The organism is Dyella sp. CR10, assembly GCF_055814425.1.
Map to the genome: position 1 here is coordinate 3,129,580 of NZ_CP185986.1, position 16,338 is coordinate 3,145,917.

Sequence of the window (16,338 nt, forward strand, 5' to 3'; positions counted from 1 at the left end):
CGGGACGCTCAGCCGCGCTGATCGAGAATCGCGTTCCACTCCTTGACGCGATCGGCCTGCGCGGCCAGGAGCGCATCCACGTCACCCTCGACCGTGGCTTTCTCGATCACATCGCCTTGCTGGATCGCATCGACCACCTTCTGGTCTTCCGCACTGACCACTTCGCCGAACACGCTGTGCTTACCGTCCAGCCACGGCGTGGCGCCATGGGTGATGAAGAACTGGCTGCCGTTGGTGCGCGGGCCGGCGTTGGCCATGGACAGCACGCCCGGCTTGTCGTGGCGCAGATCCTTGTTGAACTCGTCCTCGAACTTGTAGCCCGGACCGCCGCGGCCGCTGCCCTCGGGGCAGCCGCCCTGGATCATGAAGTCGTTGATCACGCGGTGGAAGCTCAGGCCATCGTAGTAACCCCGGCGCACCAGGTTGACGAAACTGGCCACGGTCACCGGCGTCTTGTCGTCGTGCAGGCGCAGGTGGATGGGGCCGCGGTTGGTGGTGAGGGTCACATTGATGGTCATCGATGAATCCTTGGACTGGACGGCATGAACTGGACGGAACGTCCCGCACGGTGCGGCGGGCGCGGACCGGCAAGAATACTCCACCCGGCCCGCCGGGTCGTCCCGTCAGGGCAGCCCCAGGCCCGCACGCTCCAGCGGAGCGGCCCCGCGCGGCTTCGCCGCCGGCACCGGCGGCGCCTCGCGCGGCCACGGCGCGCCTTCGTAGAGATGCGCCCATAGGCGATCCAGGGCCAGGTAGCCGTAGGGCAGCAGCGGCACATGGCGGTCGCCGAATCCGGGCACCTGCAGGAAGGCGTCGAAATGCTGCGCGTGCGGAACCTTCCAGTACAGCGGATGGCGGTCCTGACCATGCAACCAGGACACGTAAGGTTCGGAAGTGAACGCCGTGGGCAGCAGCCCGTCCTCGGCGCCGTGCAGCACCCACATCGGCAGTTCACGCCGCGGCAGGCGGGTCGTCGTGGCGGCGACGGCCGCGTGCAGGTCGGCCAACTCCGCGCCGCTGCCGTCCCACAGCGCGCGCAGGCAGCGTACGCCGGGCAATGCCGGATCGGCGGATGCGTCGATACCGCCGAGCAGCGCGATGCCATTGCCCGGGGGGATGCCGCTGCCGTCCGCCCACCATGACGCGCGCACCGCCGCGCTCGCTTCGGGCGTGACCGCGTAGCGGAAGCCGCAGGGCATGTCGGTCGCGCCGCGACGCAGATACGCGGAGGCATAACCCGCGGCGATCGCCCGCCACAGGTCGAACGCCTGCGAGCTGGCCGCGACCTCCAGCGCTGCATCGGTCCAGCCGCCCGAGCGCAGATGCGCATAAGCCTGCGCGGCCTGCGCCTGCGGCGCGGCGCCGCCGACCAGTCCCTGTGCATGCAAGCTCGCGCAGCGCGCGAGCCAGGCCGGCGAAGGCTTGCCGTCCTTGCCGCGTGCCAGCGGCGTGCGGTCGAAACGCGCATCCGTCAACGCGCAGGGCAGCCATAGCGCCGCATCGGTGGCGTAGTCATACAGCGCGCGGCCATGCCCTTCCACGTGCACGTTGGGCTCGAGCGCGACTACGCCCGCCAACGCGCCTTCATCGTCCAGTCCGGCGGCCTGCAGCACCGCGCCGCCGCCATTGGACAGCCCCGTGGCGATGATGCGCGTATTCGCCGGGGTGAATGGGGCAAGCTGCGGATAGGCGCGATCGAGCATCGCCAGCCCGAAGCGCGCGGCCTGCAGCACATGCCGTCCCCAGTCAGCTTCCGGCTGGTCGCCCGAATGCAGATGCTTGATCGCGACACCGCTGTCGGCCGGCGCCGCTGGCGGCTCGAATTCCAGCGGCGCTTCGCCGCGTTTCGCGCGCGTACCGTCCAGGCGCACGCCGCTGTCATCGGCGTAGTCGAAATACCCGGCGCCGGTGCCCTTGTCGGTATAGGCCACCGCGCAGCCGCGCGGCAGCCCCCAGGCGCCAGCCAGCGCGATCGCGCCATAGATGCCGCGCGACCCCGACGACGCGGTCACCACCAGGCAACGCCGCTGCGTGTCGAAATGGTCCGGCACCTGCACCAGCACGCGATGTGGCGCATGAGCGCCGGGGATACGCGCGAAGGCCTGGTATTCGCGGCCCGGCACCTGCGGCACGGCGCCGTAGACGCGCCCATAGCCGCCGAGTGGCCCGAGGTCGGCGATGCCTTTCCAGCTGTTCTGGATCGCGCGCCGGCGCAGTTCCGCCGCGGTCGGATGCGCCGCGTCCGCGTACGGCGCCGGTGCGCCCGCCAACCCCGCCAGCCCCAGCCCCGCGCTCAGCAGGTCATCGCCGTCGCGATGCCCGGTGGCGCGTACATCGCCTTGAATGAAGTCCATGTCGCGCATGAAACCCTGCTTCGATGGAAGGGATGAAGACGGCTGCGCCGCGCAGGCGGACAGCAGCGGCAGCAGCAACAGCCAGGAGCGCTGGAGAAGAGTCATCTTCCCACCATAGCAACCCATGGTGGGCATGCCATCGTACGAAGGTACAGTGACGAGCGACCGCTCGGTCGCAAGGCGATGCCCACCTCGACGCCGCACCCTTCGCCCGGCTAACGTCCCGCCCATGACCTGCGTCCTCATCGCCGACGACCACCCCTTGTTCCGCACCGCGCTGCGCCAGGCCGTCAGCGAGAGCGTCCAAGGATGCGAGCTGCGCGAAGCGGCCGATCTACCCGCCGTGCTCGCCACACTCGCGGCGGAACCGGACATCGACCTGGTCCTGCTCGATCTGAACATGCCCGGCAGCCAGGGACTCTCCGGCCTCGCCGCCCTGCGCGGACAGCATCCGGGCGTGGCGGTGCTGGTGGTGTCCGCGCATGACGAAGCGCGCACGGTGCGGCGCGTGCTCGATCATGGCGCGGCCGGCTTCATCGCCAAGAGCGCCTCGCCCGCGGAGATCGGCGACGCGGTGCGCACCGTGCTTGCCTGCGGTACGTGGCTGCCGCCGGCGCTGCAGCAGGCGGTATCGGCGCTGCCGGCCGATCCGGCCGACACCGATCTCGCCGCGCGCCTCGCGCGGCTCACCGAACAGCAGTACCGCGTGCTCACCCTGGTCGGCGAAGGCCTGCTCAACAAGCAGATCGCCGACCGGCTGTCGATCCAGGAGCGCACGGTGAAAGCGCACGTCACCGCGATCTTCGAAAAGCTCGGCGTGCGCAATCGCACCCAGGCCGGCCTGCTGCTGCGCTCGCTCGCGTTGAGCGAACCGGCGCTCTGATCGTTCAGGCCGACTCGACGCGCGCCGTCGCCAGGCGTTGCATTACCTGCTGCATCGCCAGCGGCTTGAGCGGCTTGTAGAGCACCATCGCGCCCGCCTCCAGCAGCCGCTGGCGCAGCTCGCCGTCGCGGTCCGCGGTGAGGATCAGCGCCGGCACGCCCGGATGCGCCGCGCGCAGCGCATGCCATACGTCCAGGCCGGTGGCGCCATGATCGAGGTGGTAATCGAGCACGCACAGGTCGGGCCGCCATGGCACGTCCAGCGCCTGCCGCGGCTGCGCCGCGGCGTGCACTTCCCAGCCCCATCCCTGCAGCAGCGATGCCAGTGCGGCACGCGCCGCTGGCTCGTTGTCCAGCACCAGCGCGCGGCCGGCCGCCACGTCGCGCACAGTGACCGGGGCCGGTGCAGGCGCGTGGGTGGGCGACACGCGCGGCACTTCCAGATAGAACACGCTGCCGCGTCCTGGCCACGAACGCAGTCCGAGCGGGTGTCCCAGCAGCGCAGCCATGCGCTGTGCGATCGACAGGCCCAGGCCCAGCCCCTGTCCGCCGGCGCCGCCGAGCCGATGGAACTCGTGGAAGATGCGCTCGCGCTCCTCCGGCGCGATGCCGGGGCCGGTATCCCACACCTCCAGCCGCACGCCGTCACCATGCCGGCGCAGCCCCAGCAGCACGCGTCCGCGCTCGGCGTAGCGCAACGCATTGGATAGAAAGTTCTGCAGCACGCGGCGCAGCAACAGCGGATCCGAACGCACCCACACCGCGCTGTCCACCACGCTCAGGCGCATGCCGCGGTCGCCCGCCATGGCCTGGAATTCCGCTGCGAGCGGGCCGAGCACTTCGCCGAGCGCGAACTCCCGCGGCTGCGGATGCAGGCGGCCGCCTTCCAGCCGCGCGATGTCGAGCAGGCCGGCGAGCAGGCCTTCGGTCGCCGTCAGTGCGCCTTGCAGGTGACGCACCGTGGCGGTCTCGTTGCCGCGTTCGGCCAGCGTGTGCGCGAACAGCTGCGCGGCATGCAGCGGCTGCATCAGATCGTGACTCACCGCGGCAAGGAAGCGGCTCTTCGCCGTGTTGGCCTGCTGTGCCGCGCCGGTCGCCGCGGCAAGTTCGCGGGTGCGTTCTTCCACGCGCAGTTCCAGCGTCTCGTTGGCGCGCTTGAGGGCGTCCTCGGCTTGGCGGAACGCGGTGACGTCAGTAAAGGTGGCGACGAAGCCGCCGCCAGGCATCGGGTTGCCGCGGATCTCTACCGCCGTGCCATCCGGAAAGCGCCGCTCCGACAGGTGCCGCGTGCCCGCGCGCATGTGCCGCAGACGCCGCTGCACGCGCGCGTCCACTTCGCCCGCGCCGACCATGCCGCGCGCGATGTTGTAGCGCGTGAGGTCGGCGACCGGTCGCCCCACCTGCAGCATGCCCTCGGGATAACCGAACAGGCTCGCGTAGCGACGGTTCCACGCCACCAGGCGCAATTCGGCGTCGACCACGCAGATGCCCTGGCTCATGTTCTCCAGCGCCGCCTCCAGCACGCGCTGGTTGAAGCGCAGATCCTGCGCCGCCTCGCCGACGATCGCCGCCACCGTTTCCAGTTCATCGCTACGCTGCTGCCGCACCACCTCCAGCAACAAGCGCGCGGATGCCGCGCCGATCACCGCGGCCAGCTCGTGCTCCACTTCGGCTACACGCGCCGCGCTGGCAAAACCTTGCGCCGGCGCCCCCTCGAACAGATGCGCCACGCGTTCGCCCGGCAGGAAGCGCAACGCCAGAGCGCGCAACTCATCGATGCCGATGCCCCCCACCGCCACCGGCCGGCGCGCATGGCCGAAGCGCGAGCCGGCGACCGCAAACATGGCGGCGACGTTCGCGACAAGGCCGGCGGCAACGGCGCGACCGAGCCGGCTCCACTCGCCCAGCCCCAGGAAGCCTTCCGGCGCCAACCAGCGCAGCCCGTGCGGCCAGCCGCTCCACCACGCCGCATCGCCCGGAAACATCGCCGGCAACAGCACATACAGCCACACCAGCGTGCCCGCGGCGAGACCGGCCGCGACCGCGCGCGCGCCCAGCTGCGGCCGGTACACCGCCACCAGCAGCGCCGGTGCGAGACCGGCCAGCGCGGAGAAGGAGATCGCGCCGATGTCCGCCAGCACGTCGTTGCGCGCCAGCACGCGGCTATACGCCCAGGCCAGCAGGATCACCGCGAGGATCGCCACGCGGCGCTGGTTGATCACTTCGCCGCGCAGGTCGCCGCGTTCGTCGCGTCCCCAGCCGGCCTGCACGCGAAGCGGCGCGATCAGGTGATTGACCACCATCAGGCTCAGCGCCAGCGTCGCCACCACCACCATGCTGGTCGCCGCGCTCAGTCCGCCAAGGAAAGCCAGCAGGGCCAGGCCGTGCTGCTCGCGCGCCATCGGCAGCGCGAGCACGTACAGATCCGACGGCACGCCGCTCGGCGCCAGCCACGCATCGCCCAGCCGCGCCAGCGGCAGCAGCGGCAGCGCAATCAGCAGCATATACAGCGGGAACAGCCAGCGCGCGGTGCGCAGGTGAGCGTCGTCGCGGCACTCCACCACGCCGGCGTGGAACTGATGCGGCAAGGTGAACATGGCCAACGCGCCGAGCAGGATCATCGCCGGAAAACCGTTACTGTCGTGCGGCGATGGCGTTGCCGCCGCCACGCCCGGCGGCAACGGCGCGAACAGCAGCGAACCCAGCGCGAGCATGGCGCCCAGCTTGAACAGCGATTCGAACGCCATCGCCAGCACGAGCCCGCGATTGTGCGCCATGGTCGAAGCGCGGCGCGTACCGAACAGCATCGCGAACAGCGCCATCAGCAGCGCGACGTACAGCGCGCTGTCCTGCCACGGCGCCGACTCGGCGACCTGCCCGCGGCTGAGCATGGCGAAGCTCATGGCCACCGCCTTCAGCTGCAACGCGATGTACGGCACGATGCCGATCAGCACCACCACGGTGACCAGCGCCGCCAGCCCCGAGTGCCGTCCCAGCCGCACCGCGATCAGATCTGCCAGCGAACCGGCGTTGTAGTCGCGCGCCAGCCGCACCAGCCGCCGCAGCACCGCGATGCCGAACAGATACATCAGGATCGCGCCGACGAAGGTCGGCGGCAGCCACCAGCCGGAGCGGCTGGCCTGCGTGACCGTGCCGTAGAACGTCCACGAGGTGCAGTGGATCGCCAGCGACAACGCGTAGACGATCGCCCAGCGTTTCTCGAACAGTGCCGGGCGGCGTTCGCCGAGCAGCGCGACACCGAACAGCAAGCCCAGCCAGACGAGAGCCGCCGCGGCGATGATGGTTGGGGTCAGCATGAGGAGGCGATGTCGAGGCGAAGGGTGGACGTCAGCGCTTCGACATTCGTGGCCATAGGCGACGTTCCCGCGAGCACCCGCCCCTCGCCCCGACCCTCTCCCCGGAGGGGAGAGGGAGAAGTGCGGTGCATCCGCAGGCAGCTTCGAGCCAGCGGCGCAGCCGCGGTGCTTTGGCTTTTCGCCTTTGATCTACCGGGGCCCCTGTGCGTCGGTGAGGGCTGGACGATCAGGCCCCGAAGGGGGAGCCGGCATGGATGCCGGCTCCTTTTCGACACGACATGGATGTCGTGTCGAAAAGCCCGGCCAGCCCTCACGCACCCGGAGCAGCGCAGCTGCGCAGGGCGACGTGCCGGGGTGCCCTCTCTTTTGGTTACTTTTCTCTGGGCAAGCAGAGAAAAGTAACTCGGCCCGCGGCAGCGGGACGAAACCCTCGCCCATGAGGCGAGACACGAATGCGACATACGCGACAACGAGCGAGCGCTTACATCAGCCCCCATTGGGGTTCGCAGGCGCTCACCCCAATCTACGGCGATGGAGCGGACAGACATCGTCAACGTGCCGGCGGCAGCCCCAACGCCTCGACGGCGCGCACCAGCCAGCGCAGCTGCACACCCTGCCGCGTGTCGTAACCCGCCCCCGAATATCCCCACCAATCCCAGCATGCCTGCGGATTCAAAGGCGCCATGCTGGCGCGCGTCTGAGGATACAGGACCGCCACGCCATACACGTCCGCCCAGCGGTTGAAACCGGCATCCTTCACGAACGCCTCGCCCACCGCCGTCGCGTTCTGCTTGCAGCCATGAAACGCCACCAGCAACCCGCACGGCTTGCCCGCCAGGCACGACGGCGGCAGATAGACGTAACCCTCGTCCGCGAGGAAGGCATCGGAGCCGTCCGGCTTGTAGGCATTCTGATCGAAGCGGCGCAGTTCGCCCTTCGCCTCGGATGCCCCCTGGGCCGGCTTGCCGAACAGCTCGGCGAAGATCGCGCCCGCCGCATCGAAGCCGCAATGTCCCAGATAGGGCGATACCGATCTGCCGCAATCGTCGCCGGTCGCCGCCACCGGCAGGTTGTGCGCGAAATCGCGCGCGCCATCATCGCGAACCTTGAAATGCTTCAGCGCCGGATCGGCAGCGCGCAGCTGCTCGTAGAAGTTCACGGCCGACTCCGCCACGGGCGGGGCGACCACGGCATCGGCCTTGCCATGCAGGACATAGACCATGCCCTTGGCCAGCGCGGCGAACGAACCGATCTCGCCAGCCGCGGCGCGCTTGCGCGCCTTCGCCACCAGGGCCGGCACATCCGGCGCCGGGGCGCCTTTCATGCAGGCGCTCAATGCGACGTCCAGCTTGCCGTCCGCGCAGCCATACGGTCCGCCCGCCACCAGCGCCGCGGCGGGGAAACGCTCGGGGAAAGCCAGCTGCGCCTGGGTCGCCATGTAGGCACCGGAAGACAGCCCGGCCACGGCGACTCGCGACGCATCGATCGTCAACTTAGGTAACGCGCCGCTGTCGGCGGCCTGTGTCTGCACGGCGACGGCGCACAGCGCCAAGCCTGCCATCCTGATCCAGCGCATGTTCCCCTCCTTGCGTCAGAACTTGTAGCGGGCCGTCAGGGTGACCATGCGCGGCGCGCCGTAGAAACCGGTGACGATGCCCAGCGCGGCGATGTTATAGCCGGTCGTTCGATAGGACTTGTTGGCCAGGTTGGTGCCCTGCAGGCTCAAGGTCCACGGCTCGTTCACCTCCCACACGATACCCGCATTCCACAACCCGTATCCGCGCTGCGCGATCAGCGGCGACAAGGTCGTCTCGGGATACACCGTCGTCTGGTACGTGTAGCCGACGCGCGCACCGATGCTGCCGCCGTTGGCCAACGGATAGTTGTTTTCTACGCTCAGCCCGCCCGACCATTTCGGCGCGTTGGTGAAGCGCTGGGTGTCGGCGATGTTCTGGCCGCCGCTCATGAACTTGGTGTACTTGGTGTGCAGGTACGCGACGTTGCCGCTGACGGTCCAGTTGTCCGACGGCTTCCAGGCGAACTCTTCTTCCAGACCGTCGATGTGGCCCTTGCCGGCATTGGTGAAGTCGCCGAAGAAACCCTGGCTGCCATTGGGCAGCGCGTAGGAAGTGAACACGGACAACTGGATGTCCGAATAGATATTGTGGAAGGCCGAGGTGTTCATCATCAGGCGGCCGTCGAAGAAGCTCATCTTGCTGCCGAGCTCGAACGACTGCACCTTCTCGTCCTTGATCGGCCGGCACGACTGCGGGATCGCCACGCAATTGGCACGGATGTTGTAGCCGCCCGAATGGAAGGCCGCGCTATAGGTCGCGTAAAGCTTCACCTGCTCGCTGGCGCTCCAGGCCAGCGAGACCTTGGGCGAGGCATTGCGCGAGGTATGCGCGCCGCTGAAATCCGCGGCGGTGGCGATGCGCCGCGTAAAAGTCGCGTCGGCGAAGGCGTAGTTCTGGATCACCGCGCTCTTCTTCTCCTGGGTGAGGCGCAAGCCCACGTCCAGGCTCCACTGCGGATCGATGTCCCAGGTGAGATCGCCGTAGCCGGCGATGCTCTTGGTGCCCATGCTGCCGCCGGTGCTGCCGTAGGTGGCGAAGCCCAGCGCACTGTACGGCGGCGAGCCGAGGAAGATATTGTGGATCTCGCCGTCGGCGGCGCCCTTGAAGTAGTACAAGCCGAACACGCCGTGGATCGAACCGCCGGCGTCGTAGTTGGCCTGCAGTTCCTGCGAGAACTGGTGATCCTTGTAGACCGCGTTGACGTCCGCGACCTTGGCCGGAAGCGTATCGAAGTCGATATTGGTATCGGTGGACGACTCGCGGTAGGCCGTAATGGATTTCAGTGTCCACGACGGATTGACGATCCAGCTCAACGTCAACGCGCCGCCGGACAACTCGGTGTGATTGAGCTGCGCCATGCCGCCGCGCGTGTCGAAGTCGCTCGAGAGCGGCCGGTAGGTCGGATAGAACTTGTTGGCCGTCAGCAGCTTCGCGCCGCGCGGATTGGAGTTGTCGCGCAGGCCGTCGACCGTGAGCTGGGCGCTGAAGTCCTTGCTGGGGAAGAAGCCCAGCGTGGCGCGCGCGGCGTTGGTGTTCTTGTTGCCGTTGCGGCTGTCGCTGAGCAGATTCTTGCCGAAGCCATCGTTGTGCGCACTGGATACTGCGACGCGGCCGCGCCATACGCCGTCGTCGGTGGCGCCGCCGACGCTCGCCTTGACGTCCTTCTCCCCGTGTGTGCCCACCGTGGCTTCCGCGCTGCCGCCGAATCGGGTGGGCAGCGGGTTGGAGACGTACTTGATCGCGCCGCCGATGGTGTTCTTGCCGTACAGCGTGCCCTGCGGCCCGCGCAGCACTTCGATGCGGTTGACGTCGAACACGTCCAGCAGCGCGCCTTGCGGGCGAGCCATGTAGACATCGTCCAGATAGATACCCACGCCGGGGTCGAAGCCCCAGGTCGGGTCGGCCTGGCCGACGCCGCGGATGTAGGCGGTCATCGTGGTGTTGGAACCGCGCGCGGCATACACCTGCAGCGAGGGGACCTTGCCCTGCAGGTCGCCGAGGTTCTGCACGTTCTGCTTGAACAGGGCTTCGGAGGTGAAGGCGCTGACCGCGATCGGGACATCCTGCAGGGTCTCTTCGCGCTTGCGCGCGGTCACCGTCACCGCCTCCAGCTTCTTCGCCTCCGCCGACCTGGCCGGCTGCTCGGCCTGCTGCGCGTGGATCGGCGCGGCGCAGATCACGCCGAAGGCCATGCCGATGGCCAGACTCATGTACGTGCGTTTCATATCGCCCCTCACGGTATGCGCACCCTCCCCCGGGATGCCGATGCCGCGAAGCGTAGGCAGGCCGGCGCATGGCGACACTTGTACCTTCGTACAGTGCCGTGACGAATGGCCCATCCGGATACTGCCATCCGTCTTGTCTTGCAGGGGAGCCACGAAGAATGGCGTTCGCGATCGTGCTGGCCGCGCTGTGTTTCCTGATGCTGGCGGCCTACCGCGGCTACAGCGTGATCCTGTTCGCGCCCATCGCCGCGCTGGGCGCGGTGCTGCTGACCGATCCCGCCCTGGTCGCGCCGATGTTCACCGGCCTGTTCATGGACAAGATGGTGGGCTTTCTCAAGCTGTATTTCCCGGTGTTCATGCTGGGTGCTGTGTTCGGCAAGCTGATCGAGCTTTCCGGGTTCTCCAAGGCGATCGTTGCGGCCACCATCGGACTGGTCGGGCGCGGGCGCGCGATGCTGTCGATCGTGCTGGTGTGCGCGCTGCTCACCTATGGCGGCGTGTCGTTGTTCGTGGTGGTGTTCGCGGTGTATCCGTTCGCCGCGGAACTGTTCCGCCAGGCGGATATCCCCAAACGGCTGATCCCCGGCACCATCGCGCTCGGCGCTTTCACCTTCACCATGGACGCGCTGCCGGGCACGCCGCAGATCCAGAACATCATTCCTTCCTCGTTCTTCGGCACCACCGCATGGGCTGCGCCGTGGCTGGGCACGCTCGGCGCGGTGTTCATCCTGATCGCCGGCCTTGCCTATCTGGAGTCGCGCCGCCGGCGTGCCGCGGCCGCCGGCGAAGGCTATGGCGCGGCGCAGTCGAACGAGCCCGTGGCCTTCGACGGGGCGCGCCTGGCGCATCCGCTGATCGCGCTGCTGCCGCTGGTGCTGGTCGGCGTTGCCAACAAGCTGCTGACCGATGCGATGCCGCGCCTCTACGGGTCGACGCAGTCCTTCGTACCGGCGGTGATGGGCGAGGCCAAGCCCGTGGTGCAGGAGGTTTCCAAGCTCGCCGCGATCTGGGCGGTGGAAGGCGCGCTGCTGCTGGGCATCGTGTGCGTGCTGCTGTTCGCGTGGCGACCAGTGAAGCGCTCGTTCGCCGAAGGCAGCAAAGCCGCCGTCGCCGGGGCGTTGCTGGCTTCGATGAACACCGCGTCGGAATACGGCTTCGGTGCGGTGATTGCGGCCCTGCCCGGCTTCAAACTGATCGCCGATGCGCTGCACGCCATTCCCAACCCTCTGGTCAACCAGGCGGTGTCGATCACCGCGCTGGCCGGCATCACGGGCTCGGCGTCCGGCGGCATGGGCATCGCGCTGGCGGCGATGGCCGAGACCTTCATCCACAACGCGCAGGCGGCGGGCATCCCGATGGAAGTGCTGCACCGGATCGCCGCGATGGCCTCCGGCGGCATGGATACGTTGCCGCACAACGGCGCGGTGATCACCTTGCTGGCGGTGACCGGACTGACGCATCGCCAGTCGTACCGCGACATTTTCGCGATCACGCTGATCAAGACCGGCGCGGTGTTCGTGGCGATCGGCGGCTATTACGCGTTCGGGCTGGTCTGACCAATGACGACGCCTTCCCCCCGTCATTCGACGGACGACGTCGCTTGCGATACGGAGCCGCGCTCGCGCACGGCTCTCCACCGTTCCGCCACGGCGGGACTCGTCAAAGCGAAAGGGAGCGAACCGCGATGTCGATCAAACGATGGAGTCTGGGCCTGCTGGCCCTGCTGTTGCTGATACCCGGCGTCGGCCTGCACGCCGCCTGCGTGGATAGCGTCGTGCTGGTGCACGGCAATACCGGCAGTCCGGGCGATTTCCAGAACACCTACGACCTGTTGCGTCAGAACGGCTACACCGATGCGCAGATCTACGCGCCGAGCTGGGGCAATGCGCTCTGCGCCGCCTGCAACGACCATAGCGGCAGCGAGGAAACGCCGGTGGCCAACGCCATCACCACGGCGATCGCCAGCTCCTGCACCGGACGCATCGACGTGATCGGCCATTCGATGGGCGCGACTCTCGCCGCGCGCGAGATCGACAAGCTCGGCGTGTCGTCCAAGGTGGACGTGTTCATCGGCATCGCCGGTGCGTTCCACGGGCTGTGGTCGTGCGGTACCTATCCGTTCAACGTGATGACCAGCACCTGCGGCTACTGGGGCCTGTCGGTGGGCAGTCCGCTGCTGGGCAGCCTCGCCGGGCACCGTTTCGGGCAGCGCATGTATTCGTTCAAATCATGGATCGACGAGATCAACTGCTACGGCGGGGTATGCACGGTGGGCGGCGTGCATACGTCGAGCATCGATGGCGAGACCGGCAGCATGACCTATGCCTATGGGCACTATGGGCTGCTCTGGTACACCGCGGCGGATCAATTCAACCTCTTGTAGGTTGGAGTGAGCTACGCGAACTCCAACACCCCACCCATGGGTGGGCTCGTGTCGGAGTTCGCCACGCTCAGGCCAGCCTACGCGGGTGCGACGACGGCCGTTATGATCGTGGCTTCGTCGAAGGAAGCCCGCCATGCCCTTGTGCTGGAAAAATCGCCTTCTCGTCGCGCTGCTCCCGCTGGCCGCCCTGCCCGCTGCCGCGACCGATGCCCCGAGCGGCGACATGCTGCTCATCCCCGACCGCGTATGGACCGCCGACGGCGACCAGGCCCATGCCGGCTGGGCCGTGCTGGTCCACGGCGGCGCCATCGCGGCGGTCGGGCCGGCGTCCGGCATCCAGGCCCCGGCCGGCGCCCGCCGCGTCGCATTGCCCGGCGCCACGCTGCTGCCCGGCCTGATCGACCTCCATTCGCATGTGTTCCTGCATCCGTACAACGAGACGCCGTGGAACGACCAGGTACTCAAGGAGCCGCAGGACTACCGCACCCTGGAAGCCGCCGCACATGCGCGCGAGACCCTCCAGGCCGGCTTCACCACCTTGCGCGACCTGGGTACGGAAGGCGCCGGCTACGCCGATGTCTCGGTGAAGCGGGCGATCGACGAAGGCATGATCCCGGGCCCGCGCCTGTTCGTGGCGACCCGCACCATCGTCGCCAGCGCCAGCTATGGGCCCGGCCCGCGCGGTTTTCGTCCGGATCTGGACCTGCTCGGCGGCGCCGAAGAAGTGAGCGGCCCCGACCAGGCCATGCGCGCCGTGCGCGAACAGGCCAACCATGGCGCCGACTGGATCAAGTTGTACGCCGACTATCGCGTAGGCCCGGACGGGACCACGGTGCCGACGCTCACCGCGGCCGAATTGAAAGCCATCGTCGAGACCGCGCACCTGTCCGGTCGTCCGGTCGCCGCGCATGCGGCCAGCGACGCGGGCGTACGCATGGCAGTGGAGGCCGGCGTAGACAGCGTCGAACACGGCTATGGCGCCAGCGAGGCGACGTTCCGCCTGATGAAACAGCATGGCGTGGCATACCAGCCCACGCTCACCGCGGTGGCATCCACCGCCGAATATTTCGAGCACTACGTGCCGGGCAAGAGCGAGCCGACCGCGCGCATGCAGGAAGCCGAGCGCGCATTCCGTACCGCGATGAAGGTGGGCGTGACGATCGGCAACGGCAGCGACGTGGGCGTGTTCGCGCACGGCGCCAACTGGCGCGAACCGGCGGCGATGGTACACGCCGGCATGACGCCGGCGCAGGCGCTGCATGCGGCCACCAACGTAGCGGCACGCATCCTGCGCCAGCAGGACCGCTTCGGCCGCATCGCACCCGGACTGCGTGCGGACCTCGCCGCTTTCGCCGGCGACCCGAGCCAGCACATCGATGATCTGCGCCAACCCGTCTTCGTGATGAAGGACGGTACCGTGTACCGCAGTCCCGCCGACCAGTCATCCGGCAATACGCCATGAGCCAGCCCTTCCTGATCCGCCCCATCGAACCGCGCGACGATGCCGCGGTCGCCGCGATCATCCGCGCGGTGATGCCGGAATTCGGTGCCGACGGCCCCGGCTTCGCCATCCACGACGCCGAGGTCGACGCCATGCATGACGCTTACGCGCGACCGCACAGCGCTTACTTCGTCGTCGAAGTGAACGGCGCCGTGGTGGGCGGCGGTGGTGTCGCACCGCTGGAGGGTGGCGACGGCGACGTATGCGAACTGCGCAAGATGTATTTCCTGCCCGCCGCGCGCGGCATCGGCGCCGGCAGCGCGATGATGGAGCGCTGCCTCGGCGCGGCCCGCTCGCTCGGCTTCAAGCGCTGCTATCTGGAGACGCTCACCGGCATGGACGCAGCGCAGGCGCTGTACCGCCGCAGCGGCTTTCGCACGCTGTGCGGACCGCTGGGCGGCACCGGGCATTTCAGCTGCGACCAGTTTTTCATCCGCGACTTGTGAGGCTTTCCGCCATGGCTGATCACGACCCGCGCATCGACGCCTATATCGCCAAGTCCGCCGAATTCGCCCGGCCGATCCTTCAACAGATCCGCGCAACGGTTCACGCCGCCTGCCCCGACGTGGAGGAGACGCTCAAGTGGAGCATGCCCTTCTTCGCTTACAAGGGCTCGCCGATGTGCGGCATGGCCGCGTTCAAGCAGCATTGCAGCCTGCATTTCTGGCACCACAAGGAGCTGTTCGGTGAAACCGCCGCCGATGCCGACGAAAGCGAAGGCATGGGTCAGTTCGGCAAGCTCGTCTCGGTGCGTGACCTGCCGCCGAAGAAAGCGCTGGCCGCTTATGTGAAGAAGGCCATGGCGCTGATCGAAAGCGGCGCCACCCGCGCGCGTCCCAAGGCCGCACCCAAGCCTCCGCCGGCGGTGCCGGACGACCTCGCTGCCCTGCTGGCGCAAAAGAAGCACGCCGCCGCGCGCAAGACTTTCGAAGGCTTCAGCCCCGGGGCGCAGCGCGAATACGTGGCCTGGATCACCGAAGCCAAGACCGACGCGACGCGTCAGAAACGCCTCGCCACCACCCTCGAATGGCTTGCCGAAGGCAAGTCACGCAATTGGAAGTACCAGTGAACAAGCGTCCCCAACTGCAGTTCGCCATCGAAGATCCCGCCACGCCCGACATCGTGCCGCTGACCCGGCAATTGGACGGCTATCTGGCCAGCCTCTACCCCACCGCCAACATCCAGCCGGTATCGCTGGAAGAGCTGCGGCACCCCAACGTCACCTTCGTCACCGCGCGCGTGGACGGTACGCCGGTCGCCTGCGGCGCCTGCGTTGACGAAGGCGACTACGTGGAGGTCAAGCGCATGTACGTGCTGCCGGCCTGCCGCGGGCTGGGCCTGGGCAAGCAACTGCTGGAAGCGCTGGAGAGACAGGTGCGCGCCAGCGGCGGCAAAGTGATCCGCCTGGAAACCGGCACCGCCCAGGAAGAAGCACTGGAACTCTACGGTCGCGCCGGCTATCGGCGCTGCCCGCCATTCGGCGACCATCGTGCCAACCCCAACAGCGTCTGCATGGAGAAACTGCTCGCATGATCCGCATCGCCCGCGCGGAAGACGCCGCCGCCATCCATGCCATCTACACGCCGCACGTGCTGTCCGGCATGGCCACGTTCGAGACCGAGCTGCCCGGCGAATCGGTGATGCGCGATCGCATCCTTGGCCGCTTGCCGCACTATCCATGGCTGGTATGGGAAGAGGCAGGCCGCCTGCTCGCCTACGCCTACGCCAGCCGCTTCCGCGAACGCGCCGCCTACGACTGGATCGCCGAGACCTCGATCTACGTGCATGAAGACGCGCAACGCCGCGGCATCGCGCGCCGGCTCTACAGAGTGCTGCTGGAGAGCATGCGCATGCAGGGCATCAACCAGGCGGTGGGCGTGATCACGCTGCCCGGCGAGGCCAGTGTGGCGATGCATGATGCCATGGGCTTCGAGCCCGCTGGCGTCTGGCGCAAGGCAGGCTACAAGCTGGGTCGCTGGTGGGACGTGGGCGTGTGGCAGAAGGAACTGCAGGCACCGGCCATACCGCCGTCGCCTGTGCTGCCGTTTGCCGAGCTGAGCCGCCTGCCGGCGTGGCTCGCCCTTCTCTAGCGCATGCCA

13 protein-coding genes are annotated in these 16,338 nt (G+C 68.2%); 8 read left to right on the forward strand and 5 right to left on the reverse strand.

The genetic code is table 11. The features are described from left to right. Window positions 1-8: 8 nt before the first annotated feature. The gene (locus ACNR9O_RS14000) at window positions 9-518 is read right to left on the reverse strand and encodes a peptidylprolyl isomerase (protein WP_473687835.1); all 510 of its coding nucleotides are present in this window, start codon (window positions 516-518) and stop codon (window positions 9-11) included. A gap of 105 nt (window positions 519-623) precedes the next feature. After that, window positions 624-2,459 carry a 3-hydroxybutyrate oligomer hydrolase family protein gene (locus ACNR9O_RS14005; protein WP_473687833.1) on the reverse strand — a complete coding sequence of 612 codons (1,836 nt, stop codon included), beginning with the start codon at window positions 2,457-2,459 and terminating at the stop codon, window positions 624-626. A gap of 124 nt (window positions 2,460-2,583) precedes the next feature. Between ACNR9O_RS14005 and ACNR9O_RS14010 the strand changes: the two genes are divergently transcribed. Then, the gene (locus ACNR9O_RS14010) at window positions 2,584-3,237 is read left to right on the forward strand and encodes a response regulator (protein WP_473687831.1); all 654 of its coding nucleotides are present in this window, start codon (window positions 2,584-2,586) and stop codon (window positions 3,235-3,237) included. Window positions 3,238-3,241: 4 nt separating this feature from the next. Here ACNR9O_RS14010 and ACNR9O_RS14015 read toward each other — a convergent pair whose 3' ends face one another. From ACNR9O_RS14015 to ACNR9O_RS14025, 3 genes are all read right to left on the reverse strand, one after another. Further along, window positions 3,242-6,553 carry a PAS-domain containing protein gene (locus tag ACNR9O_RS14015; protein WP_473687829.1) on the reverse strand — a complete coding sequence of 1,104 codons (3,312 nt, stop codon included), beginning with the start codon at window positions 6,551-6,553 and terminating at the stop codon, window positions 3,242-3,244. A 550-nt stretch (window positions 6,554-7,103) separates the two neighbouring features. Next, on the reverse strand, window positions 7,104-8,129 hold the full coding sequence (locus tag ACNR9O_RS14020) for an extracellular catalytic domain type 2 short-chain-length polyhydroxyalkanoate depolymerase (RefSeq protein WP_473687827.1): 1,026 nt from the start codon (window positions 8,127-8,129) through the stop codon (window positions 7,104-7,106). A gap of 15 nt (window positions 8,130-8,144) precedes the next feature. Continuing rightward, complete coding sequence (locus ACNR9O_RS14025) at window positions 8,145-10,355, reverse strand: TonB-dependent receptor (RefSeq protein WP_473700648.1); 2,211 nt, start codon at window positions 10,353-10,355, stop codon at window positions 8,145-8,147. A gap of 158 nt (window positions 10,356-10,513) precedes the next feature. On the opposite strand from ACNR9O_RS14025, the gene ACNR9O_RS14030 reads away from it, so the two are divergent. The 7 genes from ACNR9O_RS14030 to ACNR9O_RS14060 all read left to right on the forward strand — a co-directional run bounded on the left by ACNR9O_RS14030 (window position 10,514) and on the right by ACNR9O_RS14060 (window position 16,329). Then, window positions 10,514-11,911, forward strand: a complete 1,398-nt coding sequence (locus ACNR9O_RS14030; protein ID WP_473687823.1) for a GntP family permease — start codon at window positions 10,514-10,516, stop codon at window positions 11,909-11,911. Between the two features lie 128 nt (window positions 11,912-12,039). Further along, the gene (locus ACNR9O_RS14035; RefSeq protein ID WP_473687821.1) at window positions 12,040-12,738 is read left to right on the forward strand and encodes an alpha/beta fold hydrolase; all 699 of its coding nucleotides are present in this window, start codon (window positions 12,040-12,042) and stop codon (window positions 12,736-12,738) included. Between the two features lie 133 nt (window positions 12,739-12,871). Next, window positions 12,872-14,200 carry a metal-dependent hydrolase family protein gene (locus ACNR9O_RS14040; protein ID WP_473687819.1) on the forward strand — a complete coding sequence of 443 codons (1,329 nt, stop codon included), beginning with the start codon at window positions 12,872-12,874 and terminating at the stop codon, window positions 14,198-14,200. Then, window positions 14,197-14,685 (forward strand): GNAT family N-acetyltransferase, encoded by a 489-nt coding sequence (locus tag ACNR9O_RS14045; RefSeq protein WP_473687817.1) that lies wholly within the window; start codon window positions 14,197-14,199, stop codon window positions 14,683-14,685. The genes ACNR9O_RS14040 and ACNR9O_RS14045 overlap by 4 nt, the downstream gene beginning before the upstream one ends. 11 nt (window positions 14,686-14,696) lie before the next feature. Further along, complete coding sequence (locus tag ACNR9O_RS14050; RefSeq protein ID WP_473687815.1) at window positions 14,697-15,308, forward strand: YdeI/OmpD-associated family protein; 612 nt, start codon at window positions 14,697-14,699, stop codon at window positions 15,306-15,308. Continuing rightward, window positions 15,305-15,772 (forward strand): GNAT family N-acetyltransferase, encoded by a 468-nt coding sequence (locus ACNR9O_RS14055; RefSeq protein WP_473687813.1) that lies wholly within the window; start codon window positions 15,305-15,307, stop codon window positions 15,770-15,772. Before ACNR9O_RS14050 ends, ACNR9O_RS14055 begins: the two co-directional genes overlap by 4 nt. Continuing rightward, window positions 15,769-16,329: a GNAT family N-acetyltransferase gene (locus tag ACNR9O_RS14060; RefSeq protein ID WP_473687811.1), complete on the forward strand. Its 561-nt coding sequence runs from the start codon at window positions 15,769-15,771 to the stop codon at window positions 16,327-16,329. Before ACNR9O_RS14055 ends, ACNR9O_RS14060 begins: the two co-directional genes overlap by 4 nt. Window positions 16,330-16,338: the final 9 nt, after the last annotated feature.